At 73.8% G+C, this 16,466-nt stretch carries 15 protein-coding genes; 7 read left to right on the forward strand and 8 right to left on the reverse strand.

Annotated elements, in window-relative coordinates:
• The first annotated feature begins 142 nt into the window (after positions 1-142).
• Positions 143-604, forward strand: a complete 462-nt coding sequence (locus tag ACZ7OY_RS28220; RefSeq protein WP_162469938.1) for a universal stress protein — start codon at positions 143-145, stop codon at positions 602-604.
• A 539-nt stretch (positions 605-1,143) separates the two neighbouring features.
• Here the strand turns inward: ACZ7OY_RS28220 and ACZ7OY_RS28225 are convergent.
• Complete coding sequence (locus tag ACZ7OY_RS28225) at positions 1,144-2,340, reverse strand: CapA family protein (protein WP_471913963.1); 1,197 nt, start codon at positions 2,338-2,340, stop codon at positions 1,144-1,146.
• 211 nt (positions 2,341-2,551) lie between these two features.
• On the opposite strand from ACZ7OY_RS28225, the gene ACZ7OY_RS28230 reads away from it, so the two are divergent.
• From ACZ7OY_RS28230 to ACZ7OY_RS28240, 3 genes are all read left to right on the forward strand, one after another.
• Entirely contained in the window at positions 2,552-3,097 is a 546-nt protein-coding gene (locus tag ACZ7OY_RS28230) for a sigma-70 family RNA polymerase sigma factor (RefSeq protein WP_471913964.1), read from the forward strand.
• A gap of 136 nt (positions 3,098-3,233) precedes the next feature.
• Complete coding sequence (locus ACZ7OY_RS28235) at positions 3,234-3,749, forward strand: hypothetical protein (RefSeq protein WP_471913965.1); 516 nt, start codon at positions 3,234-3,236, stop codon at positions 3,747-3,749.
• A 141-nt stretch (positions 3,750-3,890) separates the two neighbouring features.
• Positions 3,891-4,544, forward strand: coding sequence for a zf-HC2 domain-containing protein (locus ACZ7OY_RS28240; protein WP_471913966.1), 654 nt, complete (start codon positions 3,891-3,893; stop codon positions 4,542-4,544).
• A 60-nt stretch (positions 4,545-4,604) separates the two neighbouring features.
• Here ACZ7OY_RS28240 and ACZ7OY_RS28245 read toward each other — a convergent pair whose 3' ends face one another.
• The 3 genes from ACZ7OY_RS28245 to ACZ7OY_RS28255 all read right to left on the reverse strand — a co-directional run bounded on the left by ACZ7OY_RS28245 (position 4,605) and on the right by ACZ7OY_RS28255 (position 8,184).
• The gene (locus ACZ7OY_RS28245; protein ID WP_471913967.1) at positions 4,605-5,468 is read right to left on the reverse strand and encodes an Fpg/Nei family DNA glycosylase; all 864 of its coding nucleotides are present in this window, start codon (positions 5,466-5,468) and stop codon (positions 4,605-4,607) included.
• Positions 5,469-5,571: 103 nt separating this feature from the next.
• Entirely contained in the window at positions 5,572-7,674 is a 2,103-nt protein-coding gene (locus tag ACZ7OY_RS28250) for a SpoIIE family protein phosphatase (protein ID WP_471913968.1), read from the reverse strand.
• An 81-nt stretch (positions 7,675-7,755) separates the two neighbouring features.
• Positions 7,756-8,184, reverse strand: coding sequence for a hypothetical protein (locus ACZ7OY_RS28255; protein ID WP_471913969.1), 429 nt, complete (start codon positions 8,182-8,184; stop codon positions 7,756-7,758).
• Positions 8,185-8,326: 142 nt separating this feature from the next.
• On the opposite strand from ACZ7OY_RS28255, the gene ACZ7OY_RS28260 reads away from it, so the two are divergent.
• Positions 8,327-9,751, forward strand: a complete 1,425-nt coding sequence (locus ACZ7OY_RS28260; RefSeq protein WP_471913970.1) for a lipase maturation factor family protein — start codon at positions 8,327-8,329, stop codon at positions 9,749-9,751.
• Positions 9,752-9,789: 38 nt separating this feature from the next.
• On the opposite strand, the gene ACZ7OY_RS28265 is transcribed toward ACZ7OY_RS28260, so the two are convergent.
• Genes ACZ7OY_RS28265 through ACZ7OY_RS28280 form a run of 4 tightly spaced genes read right to left on the reverse strand, consistent with a single transcriptional unit; the run spans position 9,790 to position 13,841 of the window.
• The gene (locus ACZ7OY_RS28265; RefSeq protein ID WP_471913971.1) at positions 9,790-10,656 is read right to left on the reverse strand and encodes an amidohydrolase family protein; all 867 of its coding nucleotides are present in this window, start codon (positions 10,654-10,656) and stop codon (positions 9,790-9,792) included.
• Positions 10,657-10,690: 34 nt separating this feature from the next.
• Positions 10,691-11,677: an aldo/keto reductase gene (locus ACZ7OY_RS28270; protein ID WP_471914010.1), complete on the reverse strand. Its 987-nt coding sequence runs from the start codon at positions 11,675-11,677 to the stop codon at positions 10,691-10,693.
• A 20-nt stretch (positions 11,678-11,697) separates the two neighbouring features.
• Positions 11,698-12,456 carry an SDR family NAD(P)-dependent oxidoreductase gene (locus ACZ7OY_RS28275; RefSeq protein ID WP_471913972.1) on the reverse strand — a complete coding sequence of 253 codons (759 nt, stop codon included), beginning with the start codon at positions 12,454-12,456 and terminating at the stop codon, positions 11,698-11,700.
• A complete protein-coding gene (locus ACZ7OY_RS28280; protein WP_471913973.1) occupies positions 12,453-13,841 on the reverse strand; it encodes an enolase C-terminal domain-like protein in 1,389 nt (462 codons plus the stop codon). Before ACZ7OY_RS28280 ends, ACZ7OY_RS28275 begins: the two co-directional genes overlap by 4 nt.
• A 318-nt stretch (positions 13,842-14,159) precedes the next feature.
• Between ACZ7OY_RS28280 and ACZ7OY_RS28285 the strand changes: the two genes are divergently transcribed.
• Together ACZ7OY_RS28285 and ACZ7OY_RS28290 are read left to right on the forward strand one after the other, a co-directional pair.
• Positions 14,160-14,873, forward strand: coding sequence for a FadR/GntR family transcriptional regulator (locus ACZ7OY_RS28285; RefSeq protein WP_471914011.1), 714 nt, complete (start codon positions 14,160-14,162; stop codon positions 14,871-14,873).
• Positions 14,874-15,030: 157 nt separating this feature from the next.
• The gene (locus tag ACZ7OY_RS28290; RefSeq protein ID WP_471913974.1) at positions 15,031-16,374 is read left to right on the forward strand and encodes an amidase; all 1,344 of its coding nucleotides are present in this window, start codon (positions 15,031-15,033) and stop codon (positions 16,372-16,374) included.
• The last annotated feature ends 92 nt before the right edge of the window (positions 16,375-16,466 follow it).

The following is a 16,466-nucleotide window of genomic DNA, read 5'->3' on the forward strand; positions in this document are numbered from 1 at the left end:
CCGAGGCGCCCCCGCCCGGACGGCCGACCGGTCGCCTGGTGGACGGGGCTGTGTGCGGCCTCCGGTGGGCGTGGGCGCCGGGCGTCGGCCGGGCCCCGGGCCGGTCGGGGACCGGACCGGGTGCCTCCGATAGCCTCGGTGCGTGATGGAACAGCACTCTTCCCGGTTCGAGCGGGGTACCGACGGGCCCAAGGTCATCGTCGTCGGGGTGGACGGCTCCGACTCCTCGCTCCGTGCCGCGGCCTACGCGGGCGGTCTGGCCAGGCGCCAGCACGCGCTGCTCGCGGTGGTGTACGTGCAGCCGGTGATGGCGGCGGGCGCCGCCCTGGGAGTGCCGGTGGCGGAGACGACCGACGAGATCGCCGAGGACCTGGTCGGCCAGATCCGGGAGGCCGCCGAGCGGGTCAAGGGGATATTCGACGTGCGCTGGGAGTTCCACACGTTCCGCGGCGACCCCTACGGCGGCCTGGTCAAGGCGGCGGACGAGCTCAAGGCGGACGCCGTGGTCGTCGGTGCCTCGGAGCAGGCCGGCCACCGGATCGTCGGCTCCGTGGCGGTCCGGCTGGTGAAGGCGGGACGCTGGCCGGTGACGGTGGTGCCGTAGCCGGTCCGGCAGTGCCCCGACGCGGGCCGGCACTCGGCACGGGCCGAGCAGTCGGCAAGGGCCGGGGGCTCAGCGCAGGCCAGGGGACTCGGCACGGGCCAGGGACTCGGCACGGGCCAGGCACGCAGGGCAGGCCAGGGGCTCGGCGCGGGCCGGGGGCTCAGCGCGGGCCGGGGGCTCAGCGCGGGCCGGGGGCCGGGCCCGACGGCAGCGTGCGTCGCACCGGGCGTGCGTGCCGGACCGGGCGCGGGCCCGACCGGGCGTGCGCCGCAGCGGGCGTGCAGCCGACCGGATGTGCGCCGGGCCAGACGCCGCTCACTCCCCCATCGCCAGGCCATCCTTCGCCGCGCCCCGGCACGGGCCGGGCACTCGGCGCAGGCCGGGGAACCGGGCGCGACGGCAGCGTGCGTCGTACCGGGCGTGCGTGCCGGACCAGGCGCGGGCCCGACCGGGCGCGGACCCGACCGAGCGCACGCCGCACCGGACGCGGGCCCGACCAGGCGTGGAGCCGACCGGACACGGGCCCGACCAGGCGCCGCTCACTCCCCCATCACCAGGCCGTCCTTCGCCGCGCCGCGGCTGAGGACCGTCTCCCGGATGCGGTCGCGCACCCCCTCGACGTCGGCCCCCTGGGCGAGTGCCTGGTTGAGGTCCACCACGCGCCCGGCGTCGACGTCGAACAGCTGCGGGACGAACTCGGCCCTGCTCACCTCCCAGCGCCCGCCGGGCCGGGACGGCGGGGTGAAGGTGAAGCGGCCGAGCGTGGACCGGCCCGCGCGCGGGTCCCGCAGGCCGCCCTTGCGGTCGAGCGCCTCACCGGCGACCTGGTCGCCGGTCCCGTACACCACCCAGGTGCCGTTGACCTTCTCGTACGCCTGTGGGACATGGGTGCGGGTGCCGATGACGAGGTCGATGTCGGGGCGCCCGTCGGTGCGCGAGGCGGTGAGCCGCCGCGCGAGGCTCTGCTGCCGTCCGTCGGGCGCGTCCTGCCACTCGGTGCCCCAGTCCAGGGAGACGACGACCACGTCGGCGCCCGCCTTCCGGGCGGTCCGGGCGTCGGTGACGATGCGGTTCTCGTCGACCGGGTTGACGGCCCACGGCCGGCCGTCGGGCAGCGGGCGGCCGTCGGTGCCGGAGGTGTAGGCGAGGTGGGCGACCGCCGCGGGTCCGGCGCGCAGCATCGTGACGGTACGCGCCTCGGCCTCGGTGCGGGCAGTTCCGGCGTGCGCCATGCCCACCGCGTCGAATGCGTCGAGGGTGCGCTGGATCCCGGACGCGCCGTCGTCGAGGCTGTGGCCGGACGCGGTGGCGCAGCCGTCGTAGCCGGCGGCGGCGAGCGCCAGGGCGATCTCGGGCGGCGACTTGCGCGGAGTGCCGGCGCCCGAGTCGTCGTCGGCGCCGTACACGGTTCCCAGGTGACACAGCGCCAGATCGGCGCCGGACACGGCCGGTTCGGCACCGGCGAGCATCGGCCGGAAGTCGTAGCCCGTGCCGCCCGCGTCGAAGCGTGCCCGCTCGACGATCGAGGCGTCCGGGACCAGGTCCCCGGAGGCGACCAGGGTGAAACCCCGGCCGGCGGTCCCGGACGACGGGCCCGGCAGGCCGTGTTCGCCGAACCGGCTGGACCCGTCGGACCGGTCGGGCCGGTCGTCCTGCTGCCGGTGAGCCTGACAGGCGGCGGCCGCGGTGAGAATGGCCGTCAAGGCCAGGGCCACCTGCCGTCTGCGTGCGATCATCACTCACCCCATCGCGATCGTATTTACCCATAAATAAGTACGGGATTGACAGTCGTCGCAAACAGTCACGGCACCCCCATTAACCCAATGGATGCGCACGAGTGGGGCAGACGGACCGTTCGTCGCACCGTTCGCCGACGCGATCGACCGTCCGTCGCAGATCCGTGCGCGCGCCCTGTCCTCACGCCGCGCCCTGCGCTCCCATACGGCCATGACGGCCGGAACCATCCTCATGAAGTCGACGACCGCCGAACACGAGCTCGCCGCGCTCCAGCGCGAGCACGGACGGCCGCTCTTCGCCCTGCTGCTGAGGCTCTGCGACGGCGACCGGCAGCGCGCCGAGGACCTCGTCCAGGAGACGCTGGTACGCGCCTGGCAGCATCCCGAGGCGCTGCGCGCCGACGACTTCGCCTCCGTACGGCCGTGGCTGCTGACCGTGGGGCGGCGCCTGGCGATCGACGCGCGACGGGCCCGGCAGGCCCGTCCGGCGGAAGTCGGGGACGCCGTGCTGGAACACGCGCCGGTGTGCGCCGACCACGCCGAGCGGTCCGCCGCCATGCTCGATGTGCGCGAGGCTGTGAAGACTCTCACTCCCGAGCACCGCGAGGTCCTGGTGCTGGTGTATTTCCTCGGGGCCAGTGTGGCGGAGACCGCCCAGGCCCTCGGCATCCCGCCGGGTACGGTGAAGTCCCGGGCATACTACGCGCTGCGCGCCCTGCGCCGGGTTCTTCCGGGATACGCGGCCGACCTGCGCTGAAACCAGTGGGAAAGTCAAACCTCCGTAAAGCGCCTTGCTGAGGCACCCGGTTGAGTAATCCGCTGTCCTCATCCGTGTTCCGGACCGGGGGCCCGGGTTCGGGCGACGCGCACGCACCGGAGGAAGGCAGGAAGGGATGCTGCACAGAGGTGAGCAGGAAACGGACGGCACCGACGGCGGTGAACTGACCGTCCCCATGGCCTGGTTGTACGCCGAGTACATCGCCGACGAACTGCTGCGGACCGGCGACCTGATGCCGCCGACGTCCTTCGAGTTCCGCGCCGGGCGGGACGCCCTGGCCCTCACGATCTTCCTGTCCGACACGGACGGCGAGCTGTCCGGCATCCGGGTCATCACCCAGCTGGAGACCTGGCTCTCGCTGACGGCGTACGACCAGCCGTGGCAGGAGTGGGTGCGTGAGCGAATGGCCCGGCTCACCGCCGACGCGGCCGAGTCGGCGGGGCCGACGGCGGACCTGGAGCTGGCGGCGGCGGCCTGGCGCTGGCTCCGCGAGACGGAGCTGCTCGCGCCCGACCTGAACGCCGTGCCGGGCGGAGGTTCGCAGGTCGGCGAGGACGACGGACCGAAGGTGTGGACGCCCGCGTGGCAGCTCGGACTGCCCCTCGGACATCTCGCGATCCATCTTTTCTAGAATCCGACCAATCCGCGAAGCCGACGGCTACGAACTCGTTGGTTACGATTCGGTGCGGACCCTGAGTGATTCGGCAGCCTGGTGCGTACCAGTGGGAGCAAGCAGTAACCCCACCGACACCCAAAGGCACAAGGATTCCGCATGAGGTCCCTGGAAAGGCATCGAGACGTCGGCGCGTACGCGCTCGGCCTCCTGGACGAGGCGGAGGCCTTCCGCTTCGAGGACCACCTCATGGAGTGCCCTCAGTGCGCCGCGCAGGTCACCGAATTCGGCCCCACGGCACGGCAGTTGCTGCTGTACCGGAAGGCGACGCCGCGCACCGTGCACCCGATGGCCGGTCCCGGCCCCCAACTGCTGGACAAGCTCCTCGGCGAGGTCGCCTCCCGGCACCGGGCCCAGCGCCGTCGGCTGCTGTTCGCCCTGGCCGCCTCCGTGGTGGTCGCGCTGGCGGGAGGCGTGCTCTCGACGACGCTGGGCGGCGGCGACGGGACGGCGCAGGTCACGGCGACCGACGAGCGGTCCGGCGTCTGGGCGCAGCTCACGACCCAGGACGAGGAGTACGGCAGCGAGGTCGAACTCCAGGTCAAGGACGGGGCGGGCCCGCGCTCCTGCCGCCTGATCGCCGTCGCCGGCGACGGCTCGGAGCAGACCCTGGCCAGCTGGATGGTCCCCACCCACGACGCCCGCCCCCTCACCATGCACGGCGGCTCGACCCTGCACTCCGACCAGATCACCCGGTACGAGGTCCGCACGGCCGAGGGCGAGCGCCTGGTCACCCTCCCCGCACCGCAGTGAACCCGGCCGGAACGGGCCGCCTCGCACAGCCGCTGCCCGGGCGGTCGCGACCTGCGCCGGTCACTTCAGCAGTCGCGACATCCGCCGGTCCGCCAGCGGCCTGCCGCCCGTCTGGCACGTGGGGCAGTACTGGAGCGAGGAGTCGCTGAAGGAGACCTCGCGAACGGTGTCGCCGCAGACCGGGCACGGTTCGCCGGTGCGGCCGTGGACCCGAAGGCCCGACTTCTTCTCCGACTTCAGCCGGCCGGCCGCCAGGCCCCGGGAACGCTCCACGGCCCCGGCCAGCGTGCCGCGCAGGGCCGTGTACAGACCGTGGACCTCCTCCGGCGCGAGGGAGGCGGCCACCTTGTACGGGGACATCCGCGCCGCGTGCAGGATCTCGTCGCTGTAGGCGTTGCCCACCCCGGCGATCAGGCTCTGGTCGCGCAGCGCGCCCTTGATCCGGCGTCGCTCCCCGGCCAGCAGCGCCGCGAGGCGGGCCTCGTCGAAGTCGTCGGCGAGCGGGTCCGGGCCGAGCCGGGCCACCCCCGCGATCTCCTGCGGATCCCGGACGACGTACACCGCGAGGCGCTTCTGGGTGCCCGCCTCGGTCAGGTCGAAGCCCGCGCCGGTCTCCAGGGCCACCCGTAGCGCCAGCGGCCCTTTGCCGGGGCGGGGCAGGCCGTCCGGCAGCGGGTCCCGCCACTGGAGCCAGCCCGCGCGGGCCAGATGGATCACCAGGTGCGGCCCGCCGTCCGTGCCGATGTCGAGGAACTTGCCGTACCGGCGCACGGTCGTGGCCCGGCGGCCCTCGACGGCGGTGACCGCAGGGTCGTACGTCTTCAGGACACTGATCGCGACGGGCAGCACCCGGACGAGTTCGCGCCCGGCCAGGTGCGCGGTGAGGAAGTCCTTGAGCGCTTCCACCTCGGGGAGTTCCGGCATAGGTCCAGAGTGCCATCAGGGGGCGACTGCAGGCCCGTCCCGAGCCGGACGGCGGCCCAGGCCGTCTGAACACCAGCCACCGCAAGCCGGGCGAAAGCCGTCGTCACGATCCGGGCCGGTCCGGCACCACGAACTCGCACCACACGCACTTCCCGCCGCCCCGCGCCTCCACGCCCCACATGTCGGTGAGCCGGTCCACCAGCAGCAGACCCCGGCCGGCCACCCCGGCGACCCCCGCCTCCCCGGCCTCGCGGCGGCGCGGCAGGGCACTGGAGGAGTCCTCGACCTCGACCCGCAGCCTGCGGCCGGCGCCGACGAGGACCCGCAGGGTGAGGATCGCGGCGCCCTCGGTGTGCATCAGCGCGTTGGTAATCAGTTCGTCGGCCACCAGTTCGACCTCGTCGGTGCGGTCGCGCGCGCCCCAGGAGCGGACCGCGGTCCGCAGCGTGCGGCGGGCCTGGGTGAGCGCCTGCGGGTCGCCGGGGGCCACGTGCTGGCGGATACGGCCGCCGGACTGCCGGCTGTCCGGGGGACGGCGGTGCAGCAGGAGCAGCGCCACGTCGTCGTCGCCGCCGCGTTCGTCGGCCACCTCGATGAGCCGCTCGGCGAGCTCGCGGACGCCTTCGGGGGCCTCGGTGACGAGCGCGGTGAGCGTCTTCATCCCGTCGTCGAGGTCGGCACCGGGCTGTTCGACCAGGCCGTCGGTGCACAGCAGCAGGGTGTGGCCGGGGTCGAGTTCGATGGTGCCGACCGGGTAGGCGAGGCTGCCGAACTCCGCGGACAGGCCGAGCGGCAGCCCGCCCGGGACGGCGACCCGGCGGCAGCTGCCGTCGGGCGCCCGCAGCAGCGGGTCGAGGTGGCCGGCCCGGACCACCTGGACCACCCCGGTGGACAGGTCGACCTCCGCGTACAGGCAGGTGGCGAAGCGCTCGGTGTCCAGTTCGCGCAGGAAGAGGGAGGCGCGGGCCATCACGGCGGCCGGGGTGTGTCCCTCGGCGGCGTAGGCGCGCAGCACGATGCGCAGCTGGCCCATCACCGCGGCGGCGTGCGTGTCGTGGCCCTGGACGTCACCGATGACGGCGCCGACCCGTCCGCCGGGCAACGGGATCAGGTCGTACCAGTCGCCGCCGATGTCCCGGCCGTGGGCGCCGCCGACGCTGGCCGCCCGGTAGCGGACCGCCACGTCGGCGCCGGGCACGCTGGGGATGGTGCGCGGCAGCATGGCCCGTTGCAGGCCCTGGGCGATGTCCTTCTCCTGTTCGTAGAACATGGCCCGTTGCAGGCTCTGGGCGATGCTGCTGCCGAGGGCGACGAGGATGTTGCGTTCCTCCGGGGTGAAGCCGCGGCGGTCGCCGTAGAGCAGGCCCATGGCGCCGATCGGGCGGGCCTGCACGATGAGCGGCAGATAGGCGGCCGAGGTGATGTTCAGATCGGCGAGGCCGGGCCACAGGACCGGGTACCCGGCGGCGAACTCCTCCGCCGACTCGATGAACCGGGGGCTGAGAGTGCGTACGACCTCGCTCATCGGGTACGGGTCGTCGATGCGGGTGACCAGGGTGCCGGGCACGAAGCTGCCCTCGGGGCCCTCGGCGACCAGCCGGATGCGGCCCGCCTCGACGAGACCCATGACCAGACTGGTCGCCCCGAGATGGGTCAGACCGTTGATGTCCTTGAGCACGTCGATGACGTCCCGGACGGTACGGGCGTGGGCGAGGGCTGCCGTGGTGAGTTGTACGACGTCGGCCTGATCCCGGCGGGTGTCGTCCAGGTCGGCCGCCTCCTGACGCTCGGCGAGGTCGCCGAGTTCCTGGGTGGCGTCGCGGACGATGCCCACGATCCGGCGCGGGCGGCCCGTCTCGTCGCGTCTGATGTAGCCCTGGGTGTGGGTCCAGCGCAGGGTGTCGTCGCGGCAGCGGAGCCGGAAGTAGGCGCCGTAGTTCTCGCTGCCGTCCTTGATCGCCTGCGTGACCAGGGTGTCCAGCCGCAGGCCCTCGACCTGGGGGACCCGCATGGAAAGGGTCTCCGGGTGTCCGTCGTATTCGTCGGGGCGCACGTCGAAGATCTCGTGGGCGAGGGCGTCCATGTGGAGCAGGCCCGTGTCCAGGTCCCAGTCGAAACTGCCCATGCGGTTGAGCGCCAGAATGGGATCCGGATGGGCGGGCCAGCCGTCCGGGAGTGACACGGCGCTCGCTCCCCGATCAGCCATGGGCCCACTTTGCCAGCATTTGTCCGATTCTTCGACCGGTACGCACGATCCGCCGCCCCCGATGCGCCACCCGGGACCGGATCAGTGGACGAAGAGATCGGTCGGGCTGTCGAAGATGCTTCCGGCGGCGCCGTCCGCCAGGCCGCCCGTCACGCCGCCCACGAGGCTGGAGTCGTCCGTACCGGTCATGCCGTCCGTGCCGACCGGGGCGCCGAAGTCGTCACCGGTGTCCGGGTCGTCGGGGATGAGTCCGCCGCCGTCGGGCAGGTCCGGTATCTCCGGCACGCGCGCGGGGCCTATCTCGTCGGACAGCGACTCGGGGGCGCTCGTCGCGGCGGCGATGCCGGACTCGCCCGGCAGGGCCGCGTGGCGCGGGTCCACGTCGGTGGCCGGCCGGGGCGACCCCGTGGTCCGCCCCGGCCGCTCGGGCGCACCCTTGCCGCAGCCGGCCACCAGGAGCGCCGTCGAGAGCGCGCAGACCAGGACGAAAACTCTGATGATTGTCCGCACCGCGCACTCCTGGATCATCTTGGTGATTAGCACCATTTCGGGTGATTCAGGACTATTGTTTGCGTCGTTCGTACGGGTTACGCAACTGGAGGCATCGGACACGGAGCGTGAGGGGCGGCAGAATGGAGGAGAGGGAGCGGCCGTGAACTGGTTCAGCGCAACCGAGTACGGGCTGACCCGGCTGGTCTTCCAGCGGGGACTGGCCGCCGTGTACCTGGTGGCGTTCCTGGCGGCCGCCCGCCAGTTCCGGGCGCTGACAGGCGAGCACGGGATGCTGCCGGTGCCCCGCTTCCTCGCCCGGACGCCGTTCCGGCTGGCGCCCAGCGTGTTCCATCTGCACTACTCCGACCGCTTCTTCGCGGGCTGGGCCTGGACGGGCTGCGCGGTCTCGGCGGCCCTGCTCGCGGGCGCGGACTCCCTGCTGCCCCTGTGGGGCGGGATGCTGCTGTGGCTGGTGCCCTGGGCGCTGTACCTGTCGATCGTCAACGTCGGCCAGACCTGGTACTCGTTCGGCTGGGAGTCCCTGCTGCTGGAGGTGGGCTTCCTCGCCGTCTTCCTGGGCAACGACAAGGTGGCCCCGCCGGTGGTGGTGCTGTTCCTGCTGCGCTGGATCCTGTTCCGGGTGGAGTTCGGGGCGGGCCTGATCAAGATGCGCGGCGACGCCTGCTGGCGAAAGCTCACCTGTCTCTACCACCACCACGAGACCCAGCCCATGCCGGGACCGCTGAGCTGGTTCTTCCACCATCTGCCCAAGCCGCTGCACCGGGCGGAGGTGGCGGCCAACCACTTCACCCAGCTGATCGTCCCCTTCCTGCTGTTCACCCCGCAGCCCGTCGCGGGAGCCGCCGCGGCGCTGATGATCGTCACCCAGCTGTGGCTGGTGCTGTCGGGCAACTTCGCCTGGCTGAACTGGATCACCATCGTGCTGGCCGTGCCCGCGCTGCGGCTGCCCGGCTCCCCGCCGCCGCCGTCCGCGCCACCGCTCTGGTACGAGGTGCTGGTCCTCGCCGTCGCCGCGCTGCTGCTGTTCCTCAGCCACCACCCGGTGGTGAACATGATCTCCCGTCGGCAGGTCATGAACCGGTCCTTCGACCCGCTGCACCTGGTGAACACCTACGGCGCGTTCGGCAGCGTCAGCCGGGTCCGCTACGAGGTGGTGGTCGAGGGCACGCTCGACACCGCGCCGCACGAGGACGCGGACTGGCGGGAGTACGAGTTCCGGGGCAAGCCGGGCGACCTGCGGCACTGGCCGCGCCAGTTCGCGCCGTACCATCTGCGGCTGGACTGGCTGATGTGGTTCGCCGCGCTGTCGCCCGGCTACGCCGGGACCTGGTTCGGCGCGCTGGTGGAGCGGCTCCTGGAGAACGACCGCGACACGCTGAAGCTGCTGCGGCGCTCGCCGTTCCCGCCGGACGAGCCGCCGCACTTCGTCCGGGCCCGCCTCTTCCGCTACCGCTACACCACCTGGCGCGAACTGCGGGAGACCGGGGCGTGCTGGGAGCGGGTGTACGTACGGGAGTACCTGCCGCCGACCCGGCTCGCGGGCGTGGCCCAGCGGTCGCCCTGAACGCCAGCGGCCGAGGCAGCCGGTGCGCCGGACCGGCCCTAACGGTGTCCGGTCCCGGGCGCCGGTCCGAGGCCGTAGACGGCGGTGGCGGTGCCCTCGAAGAGCAGGGCGCGCTCGGCCGGGCCGAGCCCCGCGGTCAGCCGTCGCGCGGTCGCGTGGACCTCGGCGTAGGTCGCGGCGAGCGTGCACACCGGCCAGTCCGAGCCGAACATCAGCCGATGCGGGCCGAAGGCGTCCAGCACGGTGTCCGCCCAGGGGCGCAGATCGGCCGCCCGCCAGGTCTCCCGGTCGGCCTCCGTGACCAGGCCCGACAGCTTGCAGACCGTGTTGGGGCGGGCGGCGAGGGCGCGCACGGCACCCGCCCACGGCTCCGGCCCGCCCGAGGCGACGGGCGGCTTGCCCAGATGGTCGAGGACGAAGGTGAGCCCCTCGTGCCCGGCGGCCGCCGCCGCGCAGGCGGGGAGCTGGTGCGGCAGCACCACGAGGTCGTAGACCAGGCCCGCGTCCGCCACCGCGTCCAGGCCCCGGTGGACGTCCGGGCGCAGCAGCCACCGCGGGTCCGCCTCGCCCTGGACCTGGTGGCGGATGCCCTTGAGGCGGTCGCCGCCGGGAAGTTCACGCAGCCGGGCGAGTTCGTCGGCGACGTCCGGGCGGGTGAGGTCGGTCCAGCCCACCACCCCGGCGATCAGCTCGTGCCCGGCGGCCAGGGCCAGCAGTTCCGGGGTCTCCTCGGCCACGGTGACCGTCTGGACGAGGACCGTGCGGTCGACCCCGGCCGCGCGGGCCTCGGGTTCGAGGTCGCCGACCGTGAAGTCCCGGCGCAGCGGCCCGAGTCCGGGGGCGTGCAGCCAGTCCTGGTCCCGGACGGACAGGTCCCACACGTGGTGGTGGGCGTCGACGGTCACGACGGCTTCCGGGCGCCGGTGCGCGGGGCGCGCTTCATGCCGGCTCCTCCCCCGGGACGGGCGCCTCGGCGGGCAGCAGGCCGGTGTCCCGCAGTTCCCGCCAGAAGGAGGCGGGTACGGGAGTCGCGAACCGGGCCGCGCAGTCGTCGACTTCGGCCGCCGAGCGGGCGCCGACCAGGACGCTCGCGACGGCCGGGTGCGCGGCGCAGAAGGCGAGCGCGGCGGCCCGCAGGGTGGTGCCGTGCCGCTCCGCGACGGACCTCAGCCGGCGGGCACGGGTCAGCAACTCGTCAGGTGCCGTCGTGTAGTTGTAGGTCGCGCCCGGCTTCGGGTCGGCCAGCAGGCCGGAGTTGAAGGCGCCGCCGACGACGACCGAGGTGCCGCGGGCGAGGGCCGCGGGCAGCAGCCCGGTGAGCGCGCTCTGGTCGAGCAGGGTGTAGCGGCCCGCGCACAGCACCACGTCGACGTCGGTCTCCTGGACGAAACGGGTGAGCATCTCCGTCTGGTTCATGCCCGCGCCGATCGCGCCGACCACGCCCTGCGCGCGCAGCTCCGCCAGCGCCGGGTAGCCCTCGCGGAAGGCCTGTACGGCGTGGTCGTCCGGGTCGTGGAGGTAGACCACGTCCACCCGGTCGAGGCCGAGCCGGGCCAGGCTGGCGTCCAGGGTGCGCCGTACGCCGTCCGCGCTGAAGTCCCACACGCGCCGGTGGGTCGCGGGCACGGCGAACCCGTCCGCGAGGTCGTCGCCCGTGCCGTCCGAGGGCTCCAGGCGGCGGCCCACCTTGGTGGAGACGGTGTACGCCGGCCGCGGACGGGTGCGCAGGGCGGCGCCGAGGCGGCGCTCGGACAGGCCGAGGCCGTAGTGCGGTGCGGTGTCGAAGGAGCGGATGCCGTGCCGCCAGGCGGCGGTGACGGCCGCGCGGGCCTGTTCCTCGCCGACCTCGGTGAACAGGTTGCCGATCCCGGCGCCGCCGAAGGCCAGGGCGGTGACCTCGACGCCGCTGCGGCCGAGGGTGCGCACCGCCGTGGCGCGGGGCGTGTTCATCGCCCTGCCGCGGGGCGCGGGCGCAGGCCCTGCATCCCGCCGTCGACCGCGAGCGCGGTGCCGGTGGTCGCGCCGGACAGCGGGCTCGCCAGGTAGGCGATGGCGCCGGCGACCTCGGCCGCGGTGACCAGCCGGCCGCTGGGCTGGCGGGCCTCCAGCGCGGCCCGTTCGGCGGCCGGGTCGTCGGCGGCGTCCAGCAGCCGGCCGATCCAGGGGGTGTCCACCGTACCGGGGTTGACGCAGTTGACGCGGATGCCCTCGTGGAGGTGGTCGGCGGCCATGGCGAGGGTGAGGGCGAGCACGGCGCCCTTGGTCGCGCTGTACAGCGCCCGCCGCGGCAGACCGGCGGTGGCCGCGATCGAGCAGGTCTGGACGACGGCCGCGTGGGCCGAGTCGCGCAGGTACGGCAGGGCGGCGCGGGCGGTGCGGACCATCCCGAGGACGTTGACGTCCAGCACGTGGTGCCACTCGGCGTCGTCGTTGTCCTCGACGGTGCCCTGGGCGCCGATGCCCGCGTTGTTCACCAGGACGTCGAGTCCGCCGAGGCCGGCGACGGCGGCGGCCACCGCCTGCCGTACGGAGGCGTCGTCGCCGACGTCGGCGCGGTGGGCGAGCAGGGGCTCGGCCACGGCGGAGGGGTCCAGGTCGAGGACGGCGACCCGGGCGCCCCGGGCGGCGAGCAGTTCCGCGGTGGCCCGGCCGATGCCGGAGGCGCCGCCCGTCACCAGCGCCTTGAGCCCGTCGAAGTCGTTCATACGGCCTGTCCCTCGCGCGCGCCGAGGTCGGCGGCCCAGAAGGTGCCGCCGGGGTAGGTGTACCGCTCGATCGAGCCGGGCCGCAGGGCGGCCGAGAACCCCGGCGCGGTGGGTGCCGTGTAGTGGCCCTCGCGGACATCCACCGGGTCGACGAAGTGCTCGTGCAGATGGTCGACGTACTCGATGACCCGGTCGTCGGTGGTGCCGCAGAGCGCGACGTAGTCGAACATCGACAGGTGCTGGACGAGTTCGCACAGCCCGACCCCGCCGGCGTGCGGGCACACCGGCACCCCGAACTTGGCGGCGAGCAGCAGCACGGCGAGGTTCTCGTTGACACCGCCGACCCGGGCCGCGTCGAGCTGCACGATGTCGACGGCGCCGGCCTGGAGCAGCTGTTTGAAGACGATCCTGTTCTGGACGTGCTCGCCGGTGGCCACCTTCACCGGGGCGACGGCCCGGCGGATCGCCGAGTGGCCGAGGATGTCGTCGGGGCTGGTGGGCTCCTCGATCCAGTAGGGGTCGAACTCGGCCAGCGCCTCGGTCCAGGCGATCGCCTCGCCGACGTCCCAGCGCTGGTTGGCGTCGATCGCGATCCGGATGCCGGGGCCCACCGTCGCGCGGGCGACCCGGCAGCGGCGTACGTCGTCCGCCAGGTCCGCGCCCACCTTCAGCTTGATCTGCCGGAACCCGTCGGCCACGGCCCGCGCGGCGAGCCGGGCGAGCTTGTCGTCGTCGTAGCCGAGCCAGCCCGGGGAGGTGGTGTAGGCGGGGAAGCCGCGCTCCAGCAGGCGGGCCCGGCGCTCGTCCGCGCCCCGCCTGCCCCGGCGCAGCAGGTCCAGGGCCTCCGCAGGGGTCAGCGCGTCCGAGAGGTAGCGGAAGTCGACCTGGTCCACGAGCCAGGCCGGGTCCGCGTCGGCGAGGAGTCGCCACAGCGGCTTGCCCGCGCGCTTGGCCGCGAGGTCCCACGCGGCGTTGACGACGGCCCCGATCGCCATGTGCATCACGCCCTTCTCGGGCCCGAGCCAGCGCAGCTGGCTGTCGCCGGTCAGGTCGCGGGCGAGCGTGCCGGGGTCGGCGCACAGATCGGCGACGTCCCGTCCGACCACCTGGGCGCGCAGCGCCTCGATGGCGGCGACCTGGACCTCGTTGCCCCGCCCGATGGTGAAGGCGAATCCGTGGCCCGCGTCGCCGTCGGCCGCGTCGGTGCGCAGGACGACGTACGCCGCCGAGTAGTCGGGGTCCGGGTTCATCGCGTCGGAGCCGTCGAGCTCGCGCGAGGTGGGGAAGCGGATGTCGTAGGTGTCGACCGCGGTGACACGGGCGCGGAACGGGGGCGCGGGGGACGATGGGGACGCCGGGGACGCCGGGGACGACGCAGAGGACACGGCGGGCCTTTCGGTCGGCTGCGGGACGGGGAACGCGAGGGACGCGGTTCGGCTCCTGGCGGTGTGCGGTCGAGCGGCTGCCCGCATAATTATCGGACCACTCCGGGAAAAAAGACCCCCTGTGGTGCCGGATGTCCCCGTTTTCGAGCCACAGTGGTCGGACCACCTCCGTGGTCGGATCGCGGCGCGTACGACAGGAGGAGCGGCGTGGACGAGACCGGGGAGCGGACCGGCGCACAGGAGGCAGGGGCCGAAGCACAGGAGACGGCGGCCGGGGTGCGGGAGACGGGGACCGGAGCGCAGGAGGCGGCGGCCGGGGTGCGCGAGACGGGGGCCGGGGCCGGGCGGTCCCGGGGGACGGTGACCCAGCGCGCCATCGAGCGGATCAAGGCGATGATCGGCCAGGGCCTGCTGGAGCCGGGCCAGCGGCTGCCGACGGAACGCGACCTCGCCGCCGAGCTGGGCATCTCGCGCAGCTCGATGCGGGAGGCGATCCGCGCGCTCACGGTCATGGGCGTGCTGGAGGCCCGGCACGGCTCCGGCATCTACGTCACCCGGCTGGAGGCCGGCGACCTGCTGGAGACCTTCGGTGTCGTCGCCGGTCTCTCCCGCGGTCCGCGGCTGGTGGAGCTGCTGGAGGTGCGCCGGGTGCTGGAGTCCACGGCGGCCGCGCTGGCCGCCGCGCGGATCACCCCGGACCGGCTCGCCGAGGTGGAGCGGCATCTGACCGCCATGGACGCCACCGACGACCCGGAGGAGATCCTCGCCCACGACCTGGCCTTCCATCGCGAGATCGCGGCTGCCGCGGGCAACGACACCATGGCCGCGATCCTGGAGGGCCTGTCCTCGCGCACGTTCCGCGCCCGGGTCCGGCGCGGCTGCCAGGAGGAGGGAGCCTTCGCGCGCACCCGCCGTGAGCACGCGGCGATCCACCGCGCGCTGGCCGCCCGGGACCCCGAAGCGGCCCGCGCGGCGGCGGCCGCGCACGTGGCCGAGGTCGAGGAGTGGCTGCGCGGACGGACCGGGAACTGAGCTCCCGGCGGGAACTCGATCACCACCTCTCGACGCGGGGCCCACGCAGGTGCATTGTTCTCCCAGAGTTCTCACTCGGTACTCGAAGTTCCCCCTCGGTACTCAAGGTTCTCCCTCAGTTCTCGCAAGCAGCACCACTCCGCACCAAGGAGCGCCCGTGACCAGCTGGGTCGGCCGGACCGCCACAGAGATCGCCGCCGCCGTACGCGAGAAGCGGGCCGTGCCCCGCGAGGTGGTGGCCGAACATCTCGCCCGGATCGAGCGGCTCGACGCCGGTGTCGGGGCCTTCCGCACGGTACGGGCCGAGGCGGCGCTGGCCGAGGCCGACGAGGTGGCCGGCCGGGCCGATCTGGCCGAACTGCCGCTCGCGGGCGTGCCGGTGGCCGTCAAGGACAACCTCGCGGTGCGCGGCGAGTCCACCCGGATCGGCTCGGCCGCCACCCCGGACACGCCGGCCGCCGAGGACCATGTCACCGTGGCCCGGCTGCGGGCGGCGGGCGCGGTGGTCGTGGGTCTGACGAACGTGCCGGAACTGTGCATCTTCGGTACCACGGAGGGTGTCCACGGCACGGCCCGCAATCCGTGGGACCCCTCGCGCACGGCCGGCGGTTCGTCGGGCGGCAGCGCGGCCGCGGTCGCCGCCGGGATGGTGCCGATCGCCCTCGGCAACGACGGCATGGGCTCGTTGCGGATCCCGGCGGCCAACTGCGGCCTGGTCACCATCAAGCCGGGCCACGGGGTGGTGCCCGCGGGGATCAGTGACGGCGACTGGTTCGGCATGTCCGAGAACGGTCCGCTGGCCACCACGGTCGAGGACGCCCGGCTGATGTTCTCGGTGCTCGCGGACACGGAGATCACCCGCGAGGAGGAGCCCGGCAGGCGCCGGATCGCGGTGTCGGTGCGCAGCCCGCTGGCCGGGGTCACGATCAGCGCGCCGTACGCGACCGCCGTACGGGAGGCCGCCCGGCTGCTGGCCGGTGCGGGTCACGAGGTGCGCCGGGCCGAGCCGCCGTATCCGCTCTCGCTCGGTGTCACCTCGCTCGCGCACTGGACGGCGGGCTCCGCGGTCGACGCCCGGGGGCTCGACCGGCGGCTGCTGGCCCGGCGCACCCGGGTGCACGCCACGGTCGGGCAGCGGTTCCTGGACGGGGTGCGCACGGGTGAGGGCCGCGAACGGCTGCGGCGGAGGCTGGAGCCGTTCTTCGCCGAGCACGACATACTGCTGACCCCGGCGCTCGCCCGGCGCTCGCCCAGGTCGGCGCCCTGGCACGAGCGCGGCTGGCTGCACAATGTGCTGGTCAACACGAACTACTCGCCGCTGACCCCGCCGTGGAACCTGACCGGCTGGCCGGCGATGGCGGTGCCGCTCGGCACGCTGCCCTCGGGCGCCCCCACCGCCGTACAGCTGGTGGGACCGCCCGGGTCGGAGGGGCAACTGTTGCGGCTGGCGGAGCAGTTGGAGGAGCTGCGCCCTTGGCGGCGGACAGCGCCGCTGGACTAGGGCCTGTCCGGCGGATCAAGTCGCAGGAAAGCTGCGGCGCCGTAGAGGAAGTCCCCCGCTTCGCTGATCTGCATGGGCGTGAGTCGGACACG

The organism is Streptomyces sp. NPDC107559 (genome assembly GCF_055657365.1).

What these genes read in the sequence shown, in the direction of transcription:
- ACZ7OY_RS28225 (WP_471913963.1), bottom strand. Translation starts at nt 2,340, where the DNA reads ATGATCGCACGCAGACGGCAGGTGGCCCTGGCCTTGACGGCCATTCTC.
- ACZ7OY_RS28230 (WP_471913964.1), top strand. Translation starts at nt 2,552, where the DNA reads ATGACGGCCGGAACCATCCTCATGAAGTCGACGACCGCCGAACACGAG.
- ACZ7OY_RS28235 (WP_471913965.1), top strand. Translation starts at nt 3,234, where the DNA reads ATGCTGCACAGAGGTGAGCAGGAAACGGACGGCACCGACGGCGGTGAA.
- ACZ7OY_RS28240 (WP_471913966.1), top strand. Translation starts at nt 3,891, where the DNA reads ATGAGGTCCCTGGAAAGGCATCGAGACGTCGGCGCGTACGCGCTCGGC.
- ACZ7OY_RS28245 (WP_471913967.1), bottom strand. Translation starts at nt 5,468, where the DNA reads ATGCCGGAACTCCCCGAGGTGGAAGCGCTCAAGGACTTCCTCACCGCG.
- ACZ7OY_RS28250 (WP_471913968.1), bottom strand. Translation starts at nt 7,674, where the DNA reads ATGGCTGATCGGGGAGCGAGCGCCGTGTCACTCCCGGACGGCTGGCCC.
- ACZ7OY_RS28275 (WP_471913972.1), bottom strand. Translation starts at nt 12,456, where the DNA reads ATGAACGACTTCGACGGGCTCAAGGCGCTGGTGACGGGCGGCGCCTCC.